We start from the raw sequence: 9,027 nt of genomic DNA, 5'->3' as shown, positions 1-9,027 counted from the left end.
GCGTCCACACCACGACCTCCACCGTGGCGCCCACCACGGGCATGTCCGCGGAGTCCAAGACCTTGACCGTGAGTTGGTTCTTGCTTGAAACCCCGTGGGCGGCAGGATCGGCGCTCACGATCTGGATGCTGAACTCGCCCGCGCTGCCCGCCTTCTTGGTGCCGGGCGTGTGGGGGTCCTCGTCGCCCTTGCAAGCCACCATGCCGTGACCGGGATCGGGGCCGGCTACACAAAACACGAAGCTCAGTGTGTCGCTGTCGCTGCCCATGGTGATCGTGAAGTCCAGCTTCCAGGGACCGGCGTGCACGTAGCTGATGTCGCTCACGACGTGCTCGCCGGGGGCAACGCCGGGAACGATAGTGGGTTGGGTGTCGGCAGGATGGCCCCCGTGCAAGGTCGTGTGGACCTCGACCTCGACACTCGCGCCATCCAGGGGCGCATCCGCAGCGTCCAGGACCCTGATGGTCAGCTTGTTCTGGTTCGAAACCTCGTGCGCCACGGGATCGAGGCTCACGATCTCGATGCTGAACTTGCCCGCGCTACCCATCTTCTTGGTGCCCGCCGCCTGCGGGTCTTCGTTGCCTGTGCATTGGGGCCCCTGCCCCGCGTCGTGCCCTGCGTCATGGTCGTGCTTGTGCCCGTCATCTCCGTCCGAGCAACCAAGCCCTGCTGCCAGCACCATGGCCAGCGCTGCGAACCCCAACCTGCCATACGACATGCGATCCTCCTAAGCGCCTATCTGTGCGGCCGGCGCCTACTCCGATGGGGTGCGTCAAGCCGACAAGTAGGGCGCGCAAGATAACCCATCACGCGCTTCGTGCAAAGCACCGGATGCGTAACCGGGGCCTGAACGGTCACTCGAGTGCAACTGCGGTGGAACTACCGATCCGCCCGCTGCGCCGCAGCAGCCATCGCGGCGTGCCGGCGAGCCTGTCTGCGGCGGCGTCGCATCTCGCGCCGGACGTGCGGGAGCCTGGGATCGTCCTGGGGCCGGCCGATCAAGTGACCCCGCAGCAGCTCGAGCCCATCGATCAGCCGCTTGTCGTTGTTTATCTGCAAGTGCAGGTGAGGAGCCGAGCGCTGCATGCCTGTGCGACCTACGGTTCCTACGGCCTGTCCGCGCCGCACCTTCTGGCCCACGACCACGCGCACGCTTTCAAGATGCATGTAGCAGGACTGCAGCGGGCCCCTGGAGCCGCCCTTGTGCACGATGCAGACGTAGCGGCCGGAGCGCCCGAGCCTGCGCCGATTGTAGCGATTGGTGCGCTTTGGACGCAGCTGCAGCTTGCTGCCCCGGCGCTTGAGCCCCACACCCGAGAAATTGACCTTTCCGTCCGCGATCGCCCGTACGGGCTCGCCGAGCTCGGACTCCACGTCGATGCCCCGATGACGACGACGACCGCCCCGATCGGCGCCCAGCGCGCTGCTGACGACCCGCGGCGCACCGTCGAGTGGTGGCCCCAGCAGCAATCCCGCGCGCGAAAGCGGGGGCGGCGGAATGGGCTTCCCGTAGTACTCGAGCAAGCGGCGGCGGTCGGTCAGTACCCGATCCTCGGGGCGGGAGCTCTTCACGCGATCGCCCCAGAAGAAGTGCGACACGTAGTGTCGGTGGGGAGTCTGCTCGAAGCTGATCTCGAGGCTGGTCGCCTGTTCCCTCCACACCGAAAGCAAGCCGGCGGCGAAGTAGATGTTGGGCTCGGCGCGCTTGAGCTGCCAGGGATTGAAGGAGAAGCGCTCGAAGCGACGCGCTCGCTCGTGCCAACTGCCGTTGTGCCACACCCAATAGCGATAGGCACGGCCCCGAAAGCCCCTCCGGTACATCGCCGGGGCGATAAGGGTCAGCCCGAGCCCGTCGAGCTCCTCGCGTTCCGCGCGGCAGCGTCCGAGCCGGTGGATCATGGCGCCCAGCATGAAGGGATCCTCGCCGAACTCGCGCGCGTACTCGAGGCTCCAGCGGGCGTACTTCTTGGCCGTGCCGCGAGGCATCCAGCCGCACAGCTTCCGAAGCGCGCGCGCGAGCCTGTCGGGATCCACCGTGGTTGGGGATGCCGGCTCGGGTGGCCAGTCGGAAGGGCTGACTCGAGCGTCGGCCATACGATTGAATGGCACGTTGCGGCGGAGCCGTCTTCGCCAGGGGGTACGGGTGGGCCCGGCGGAATCGGAGCGCAAGCCGGACTCCGTTGTGGTTGCGAAATCGCGAGCCTGGGGCAAAGACGAGCTCGTGCCCCCCAAGGCCGTCTCGCTCCCCGCGGCCGCTCCCGATGCTATCGGCTCGAGGACCCCGCTGCTCATGGCTGTCGGCTCGGCGGGAGCGACGCTCGACATCAAGGGCGTGCTGCCTTGCTCCGCACGGGCGATGGGACAAGAAAGGTGTCCCAGGGCAAGCACGCCGGGCAAGACCAAGACCAGGATTAGGACTAGGACAAATCGGTGTCCCATACCCACAACGATCACGATCCAGAATCCGCGCGCGCCGGTCAACCCCACTCCGAGCGCAGATGCATGGACGTGTGAGATGTGCTACTCGCCCGTACAGCTGCTGGCGAGCAGCGCCAGCAACGTGGTTCCGTAGCGCTCTGCTCGCACGCGACCCAGGCCCTGGATCTGGCTCAATTCGTCCAGCGATGGCGGCCTGAGCGTGCAAAGATCACGCAGACAGTGACCGGGGAGGACGGCCTGCGCATCGACGCGTCGTTCCCGGGCGATGCGATCGCGCCAGGCGCTCAGCGTCTTCGCACAGCGGCGGCGCCGAGCCCGTTCGGCCGGTGATGGCATGGGGGTCGCTTGGTCCTCACTATCCACGCTGCAAGCGTCTGCGCGCACACCCTTGAGCGACTCGACGACGGCATACGCAAGTCCGGGCGTCTGCGCGCTGCCCAACGTGCGCCGGACGGCCTGCACGTCTTGAGGTGCTGAACGGGCCAGCCGTAGCAAGACCGAGTTCACCAAGATGCGAAAGGCGGGCACGTCCCGGTCACGTGCGAAGCGCTCGCGCACGCGGACGAGCTGTTGGAGTCGAGCCTGCTGCGTCCGATCGAGCTCGACCGCACCCCGTATGCGCCTCCAAGCCGGCTTGGTGGGCTCGGCGCGATGTGTGGCCTGATGCAGCACGTAAAGGCACTCCTCGTCGACCTCGGTCTCGATGTCCTTTCGCCGGCACCTGTCAAGGAGTTGCTCGGCCAGCGGAATCAAATAGCGCACGTCGTTCAGCAAGTAGGCTAGAGACTCGGGCGCCAGGGGACGTTTTCCCCAATCGGCGCGCTGGTGCTCCTTGGGGAGCTCGACGCCGAGATGCTTGCGGACCAACGCCGAGAGTCCGGTTTGCGCCTCACCCAGGAAACGCGCCGCGACCGATGTATCGAACACGCGTCCTAGTGGGACGCCTCGCTCGGCCAGCAGCTTGGCATCGAAGCCGGCATCGTGCACGATCTTGGTTGGGCCGGTGTCTGCGAGGAGCTCGCAGAGGGGGGCGGGCTCGACCCGTAGGGTATCGATCACATAGGCGCTATCTGCTGTCGACAGCTGCACGGTACACAGCCGAGCCCGGTAGCGGAAGAAGCCGTCGCCTTCGGTGTCGAGCCCGACCCGTGTGGCCGACTGCAGCTCGGTCACCACCTCGGCCAGAGCCTGCTCGGTTTCGATCAGATCGCGGGTGCGACAAGACGCTGGTAACCTATGCAAGTGCCGCATCGAGCCCGCAGGCGAGGCAGCCTGACAGACCTGTCGCGACTCGTCCACCGGATCTGTCCAAGGCGTGGCCCCGAAGACGGCGTGATCATCACCGCGTTCGCCTGGTGGTATCGAGCGGTTCCGGCTCGCGTGGGCAGAAACGCGAGGCCGGCGCGTTTCGCCGACGGGGTGCTCACCGTGCACACACGCACCACCGTATGGGCCGATCAATTGCAGTATCTGCACGATCAGCTCATGGCATCGTTGAAGGCGCATGCGCCCCGGATTCCGATTCGAGAGCTGCGTTTTCGGGTGGGCAAGCTGCCGCCGTATCTAGGACCAGCTGAACCTCCTCTCAGCGTCGATCGGTCCCTCACACAGCTACCGGACACCATTGCGCGAGCTCTGGCGCGCATTTCGGATGACTCGCTGCGCGAGGCGATCGGGCGAGCGGCAGCGGCGAGCCTGGAGGCGCAGGCTAGCACCCCTTGCCGGGACACTGGTACCCTTTGCCGGGAGTTCGATCCGGGTTTCTCCGCCGACCCCAGGAGGGGGTGAGGGTCGGCTCCGAAACCCGGCCCTCACCGAGCTTGCTCGGCCACCCTCTTGTCGATGCCGCGCTGCGCGCGGTACCAGGACCGAAGCGCGTTCGGGCGTTGACTTTCAGGCCGATGGGTAGCAACTTGGCGGTACTTGCTCCGTACCACTGGACGAAGTCCGTGGTCCCATGGAGGACTGATGAGCAGCATCGCTTTGGGAACACTGGCCGTGGCGGTCTTGTTGGGCCTGGCCGTTTTGTCGATTGTAGTCGGCAAGCTCAGCTAGTACCGCTTGCCAGGGATTGTGATCGATTGGCGTCGAGGGCCGTCAGAGCCGGCGGGAATCCATCGTGATCCCTGGCGAGCGGTACCAGTTCCTGCCCACAATCGCGCCAGGCCGGCTTTCGTCCTCGCGGCTGTCACTGGACAGGAACTAAAGGCGCCGGCCGGCGGTTAGCAGCAGTGCTCCGTAGCCGCCTTTGAGGACATGCGCGCTCACGGCCAGCGTGAGAAACCAGGCGCGGCCTGCATCGTAGTCCATGGCTGCGCTGAGCGAGAGGCCTTGGCGTAGCCCTGAGCGCGCCTGTGTTGGCGGTGCGCTTGCGGATCCGCCGGCACCGGCGGGGTCTTTGCTGGACACCACGACGCCGTACAGGCCCACGCCCAGCCCCACCCAGGGGCGCCACTGCGGTTCGACGTCGAGCACATACCGCAGGTGACCCGTTGCCGCGAGTATCCATATGCGTACGCCGTCTGCCGGTGTCGTGCCGGTGGGGTCGGGCGTGCGCATCGCGCCGGAACCGCTGCCGTAGAGCACCTGCCCGCCTGCTCCCGCCACCAAGCGACCCGGGCCGAAGCCCGGTTGTACGGTCGTCCACCAGCCGCCACTCAGGCCGTACGCGACGGAGGCCTCCGTGCCAAATGCCAGCAAGAGCCCAGCCCGATACCACTGCGTGTAGTCGGGTGGGTGGACGGGGATTTTCTGCCAGGAAGCATCTCCTTGACGAAGCTCGGAGTCGAGGTCCGCCTCGCTGGTGACCGGTAGGCCCAGCGTCAGACCGACGCTCAGCAACGAAAGCCGGATCCGCAAAGCGGCCGCCTTGCGGCACCTGCCGAAAGCCGGGACCTCAGGCGCCGGGTCAACATGACATCGCCACTTCGATTTCGGCCCATCCCGTCCAGCGGTGTTGCGCCGCCTTCGAATACAGGGAGCATTCGCGCGACAGCGCACCTTGCCGGCCGGGCGCCGCAAAACCGACCTGGCAATGTTATCTTGACCCGACGCCTTACCTCGGGGAGCAGAGCAGCACACAGGTTTCAAAGCCGATGAACCTCCGGGAACGCAAGCCCCTACGCATTCATCTTGAGCAGTTCCTTGACGGTAGCAATCACCTGCGGCGCTTGGATGGGTTTCGTGATGTACGCGTTGGCGCCGAGAGACATCGCCCGCTGCCTGTCTTCGCTCGAGCCTTCCGTGGTGATGACGATCACCGGTGTGTCCTTGTGGACTCGGTCGGCCCGAACGCGTCGAATAAGCTTGAGGCCGTCCATGATCGGCATGTTGATATCGGTGATTACGATATCGAACTTGGTGGCCGCCAGGTGCTTCAAGCCAGCCACGCCATCGTCTGCCTCTGTCACGGTCATGTTCCTTATTCGCGCCAAAGCGAACACGAGCAACTGGCGCATCATGGGGGAGTCTTCGACTACTAGGCACGAATATACCGACATACGCTACGCATTCTCGCGGGTCTGCCGCGCTGCCGCCAGAACCTCCGCGATACCGTCGAGTGCGTCAAGCGGACCGGCCACACGACGGTACAGGTTCGCTGCCACGAGGGCGGTGGAGAAATGGGCGGCGAGCAGCTCGAATAGTTCCTTGTCAATGGGTGCCCAACGCTGCTTCTGCTGAAGCAGCTGGAAGACGGTAAGCGCCCCAATGGTCTTGCCCTCCAGGCCAAGGGGGATGATCGCCAGCGGGCTGGAGGGACTTCCGCCTCGGGCAGGTTGATCCACCATCCACGCAAGCCCCGTAATGCACGCCTCGCCGATGGCACCGTCGCCCAGGACCTCGGCTTGGATCTGCGCGATGGCCAGCCCACGAGCATGGACCGGACGGGCTTGCCGCCCCTCGCGGTCGAGCAGATAAAGCACGTAGCCCTTGGCTCCGATGAACTGCTCGAGCAGCTCGCACAGGTGCTGCACGACCCGAGGCACTGTCAGCGACGAGTGCAGCTGGAAGCTCGCCACGTACAGATTGGCCATGTCGTCGAGCTCGCGCTCGACCTGTGCATGGCGTCCTTCATGTTCGCGGTTGCTCTGCTCGAGCTGCCTGGAGCGGGCCACGAGCCGCTGCCGTTCCTGCTCGATGCCTTCCAGACGTGCAGCGAGGTCCCGGAGCACGTCATCGCTTGCCATCTGCGCGCGAAGCTCGGCGTTGTCCTGGCGCAGCCGAGCGTTTTGGTCCTTCAGTGCTTGGTACTCGCGCACGAAGTCCGCGGTAAACTCCACGCCGCGTCGCAGGAACGTACGGACAAAGGCTTCACGCTCCAGCGTGCCGGGAGACTGACGCTCCGTCGACCTCGACTTGTTGCTTGGACTATCGTCACTCAAGGTCACACCCGCTGCCCCGGGGTCGGGGGAACGTGGCACACGTACAGTGTGGGAGGTCGGTGTAGGGGGTCAGCGCAGACGGGCACGAGGGCCGACAAACGGCAGCCGCATTCCTTTCAGGACACCGATAGGGTGTCAGCCACGCAGTCGGCGCGCAAGAGCGTGAGTCGCACATTTTTGCGCCGTGCTAGGTCCAGTGTCCTGTATTCCATGCCCGAGGCTGGTCGGGCCTGCGGTAGCCCAGGTGGCCGGCGAGATCGACCAGCTCGAAGGGGGTGGTCACGCGCAGGAGCGACTCGCTGTGACCCAGCAGCAGGTAGCCGCCCGGCCGAAGCCGCTCGTACAGTGCGCGCAGCAGGCGGCCGCGCGCCGTCCGATCCAGGTAGATCAGCACGTTGCGACAGAATACGACATCGGCCTGATCGACCAACAACGCAGCCTTCTCCGCGTCAAGGTTGTTCAACTGGTCGAAACAGCACAGTGCTCGCAGGCTCGGATGCACCAGCCTGCCGGCATCGCCTTGCACGAAGTAGCGCAGGTAGCGCCTGGGCAGGCTGCGAAAACTGGGCTCACGGTAGCAGGCCCCGCGAGCGGTACGGATGGCACGTGGCGAGATGTCGGTCCCGTGGACGCACACGTCCCATGATGCGAACAGGCCCGATTCCACGATCAGCATCGCGAGCGTGTAGACCTCCTCGCCGGTCGAACAGCCGGCGCTCCAGATCGAAAGCCGGCGCCGGGGCGACGTCGCCGCTCGTACGGCCGGCAGCACTTCCGTTTGAAAGGCTCGCAGCTGGCTAGCCTCCCGAAAGAAATAGGTCTCGCCGTTGGCGAGCAGGTCGACAACCTGCTCGAGCTCGGTATCTCGCCCGTTGCTCCCCGTCAGGTAACGACAGTACTCGCTGAAACCGCCTAGCCCCAGCGCCAATAGTCGGTCTCGCAGTCTGCGCTGGAAGCCGGTGCGTGTGCCGTACTCCAGCTGCAGCCCAAAGCGCGCGTTGAGCAAGCCACGGATTTGCCGGAACTCGCGCAGACCCAGTGGCGGCTCCTGCTCGGAACCAGTCAACCGGGTCACGCCGGCTCCGCAAGCAGGTTGCGGGCCTCATCAAGATCCAGGGCGTCGGCGGGAGCGGTCGTCCGATCCACATCCAGCACAAACGTCAGGCGGTCGCGGTGCTTGTATACCCAGTCGATCGAACGAGCCGCCTCGCTTGGCCCGAGATCGGGTGCGCGTCGCTCTCCTGGATCGTTGGCGGCGAATACCTCCGAGACCGAGTCGACTGCCAGCCCGACCAGCCCTTCGCGCACCTTGACCACGATCCAGTGCGCTCGCTGCAGCTCGTCCGGCGAGCTCATGCCGAACCGGCGCCGCAGATCGACAATCGGAACGACGTGTCCGCGATGATCCACGACACCGAGGATCTCCTGCGAGGCTTGCGGCAGTCGGACAACTCCCATCGGTCGTATGATTTCGCTGACACAGGCGATCTCTATGGCGTAATGAACCTCACCCACATAGAAGCCCACCAGACTCCTTTCCTTTGCCGGTTTCCTCTCGGTTGCGGGCACCGTCTAATCTCTGATCAGCAAATCGGGATCAAGAAGAATGAGCAGCAACAAGTCCTCTTCGTCGGGTGCCTGGACGAGCGGCCGCCGTCCCTGTGTGCCCAGCGGCGACGGACGGGAGGCTGCCCGCCCGACGCCGACGATGTGATCGGCTGTGTCACTGCCTATCTTGGCTGAGTGCTCGACCTGGTCCTCGGACAGGCGGAACACTTGCAAGATACGATCGACCACAAGGCCCATGGTCTCTTGCCCGCATGCCACGAGAAGCAGGCGGCTCATGCTAGACAGCTTCGTTGGTCCCATGGAGAGCCTACGTCTTGCGTCCAGCACCGTTGTCACGCGGCCTCTCACGGACACGATACCCATCACCGCGGCGGGCGCTCGCGGGACTTCTGTGATGGGGGGTACCGCCATGATTTCACGTACGGCCGAAAGCGGCAAAGCGTAGTTTTCGGATCCGACCGAAAACGCTAGGAACTCCCTTATGGTATCACCGGCCGGCAAGAGCGGATGCCCGCTGTTCTTTGCCGGAGGCGTGGAGGCGCGGCTCAGGCTATCGCTCATTGGATCGCTCCCAAGCGAAGACGTTGGCTTTCATACCGATTGGCGTTCCAGCTTCGTGCCGGCTTCGGCGCCGAGG

The 9,027-nt window shown here is 65.2% G+C and carries 10 protein-coding genes; 1 reads left to right on the top strand and 9 read right to left on the bottom strand.

All coding sequences use genetic code 11. The features are described 5' to 3' along the window. From MJD61_19955 to MJD61_19945, 3 genes are all read right to left on the bottom strand, one after another. The coding region (locus MJD61_19955; GenBank protein ID MCG8557537.1) for a hypothetical protein at positions 1-718 on the bottom strand (718 nt) is incomplete at its 3' end. A 161-nt stretch (positions 719-879) separates the two neighbouring features. Further along, positions 880-2,481: a M23 family metallopeptidase gene (locus MJD61_19950; protein MCG8557536.1), complete on the bottom strand. Its 1,602-nt coding sequence runs from the start codon at positions 2,479-2,481 to the stop codon at positions 880-882. 39 nt (positions 2,482-2,520) lie between these two features. After that, on the bottom strand, positions 2,521-3,681 hold the full coding sequence (locus tag MJD61_19945) for a ribonuclease D (GenBank protein ID MCG8557535.1): 1,161 nt from the start codon (positions 3,679-3,681) through the stop codon (positions 2,521-2,523). On the opposite strand from MJD61_19945, the gene MJD61_19940 reads away from it, so the two are divergent. Then, positions 3,676-4,227, top strand: a complete 552-nt coding sequence (locus tag MJD61_19940; protein MCG8557534.1) for a DUF721 domain-containing protein — start codon at positions 3,676-3,678, stop codon at positions 4,225-4,227. The genes MJD61_19945 and MJD61_19940 overlap by 6 nt on opposite strands. Positions 4,228-4,641: 414 nt before the next feature. On the opposite strand, the gene MJD61_19935 is transcribed toward MJD61_19940, so the two are convergent. From MJD61_19935 to MJD61_19910, 6 genes are all read right to left on the bottom strand, one after another. Continuing rightward, a complete protein-coding gene (locus tag MJD61_19935) occupies positions 4,642-5,298 on the bottom strand; it encodes a hypothetical protein (protein MCG8557533.1) in 657 nt (218 codons plus the stop codon). Between the two features lie 260 nt (positions 5,299-5,558). After that, positions 5,559-5,939 (bottom strand): response regulator, encoded by a 381-nt coding sequence (locus tag MJD61_19930; GenBank protein ID MCG8557532.1) that lies wholly within the window; start codon positions 5,937-5,939, stop codon positions 5,559-5,561. A gap of 3 nt (positions 5,940-5,942) precedes the next feature. Next, a complete protein-coding gene (locus MJD61_19925) occupies positions 5,943-6,821 on the bottom strand; it encodes a GAF domain-containing protein (protein MCG8557531.1) in 879 nt (292 codons plus the stop codon). A gap of 187 nt (positions 6,822-7,008) precedes the next feature. Beyond that, on the bottom strand, positions 7,009-7,896 hold the full coding sequence (locus tag MJD61_19920; GenBank protein ID MCG8557530.1) for a protein-glutamate O-methyltransferase CheR: 888 nt from the start codon (positions 7,894-7,896) through the stop codon (positions 7,009-7,011). After that, the gene (locus tag MJD61_19915; protein MCG8557529.1) at positions 7,893-8,348 is read right to left on the bottom strand and encodes a chemotaxis protein CheW; all 456 of its coding nucleotides are present in this window, start codon (positions 8,346-8,348) and stop codon (positions 7,893-7,895) included. Before MJD61_19915 ends, MJD61_19920 begins: the two co-directional genes overlap by 4 nt. Before the next feature lie 45 nt (positions 8,349-8,393). Further along, positions 8,394-8,951: a chemotaxis protein CheW gene (locus MJD61_19910; protein MCG8557528.1), complete on the bottom strand. Its 558-nt coding sequence runs from the start codon at positions 8,949-8,951 to the stop codon at positions 8,394-8,396. Positions 8,952-9,027: the final 76 nt, after the last annotated feature.

Source organism: Pseudomonadota bacterium, from assembly GCA_022361155.1.
Taxonomy (GTDB): domain Bacteria; phylum Myxococcota_A; class Polyangia; order Polyangiales; family JAKSBK01; genus JAKSBK01.
The sequence above is the reverse complement of the archived record's forward strand: the minus strand, read 5'-3'. Positions and strand labels throughout refer to the sequence as shown.

What these genes read in the sequence shown, in the direction of transcription:
- MJD61_19940 (MCG8557534.1), top strand. Translation starts at nt 3,676, where the DNA reads ATGCAAGTGCCGCATCGAGCCCGCAGGCGAGGCAGCCTGACAGACCTG.
- MJD61_19930 (MCG8557532.1), bottom strand. Translation starts at nt 5,939, where the DNA reads ATGTCGGTATATTCGTGCCTAGTAGTCGAAGACTCCCCCATGATGCGC.
- MJD61_19910 (MCG8557528.1), bottom strand. Translation starts at nt 8,951, where the DNA reads ATGAGCGATAGCCTGAGCCGCGCCTCCACGCCTCCGGCAAAGAACAGC.